At 62.1% G+C, this 211-nt stretch carries 1 protein-coding gene; it reads left to right on the top strand.

What is annotated here, in order from left to right; translation table 11 throughout:
- A partial coding sequence (locus tag AS156_RS44900; RefSeq protein WP_245313042.1) for a hypothetical protein occupies positions 1-113 on the top strand: 113 nt, incomplete at its 5' end.
- Positions 114-211: the final 98 nt, after the last annotated feature.

The following is a 211-nucleotide window of genomic DNA, read 5'->3' as shown; positions in this document are numbered from 1 at the left end:
CCGGCTCGTTCAACGGCGCGCTGGTGTTCGTCGGCGCCAACGCGCTGGTCGCGGCAATCGCCTACCTGTTCATCGTCGGCGAGATCAAGCGAGTACAGCTGAAAGCGGCGTAAGCACAGGAACCGCATCGGGCAACGACAGATCAACGGCGGCTTCGGCCGCCGTTTTTGTCTTCTTGGCCCGCTGGAGGCATCGATGCTAGAACGCACAA

The organism is Bradyrhizobium macuxiense (assembly GCF_001542415.1).
GTDB lineage: Bacteria > Pseudomonadota > Alphaproteobacteria > Rhizobiales > Xanthobacteraceae > Bradyrhizobium > Bradyrhizobium macuxiense.
Note: the sequence above shows the minus strand (reverse complement) of the source record. Positions and strands in the feature narration are given on the sequence as shown.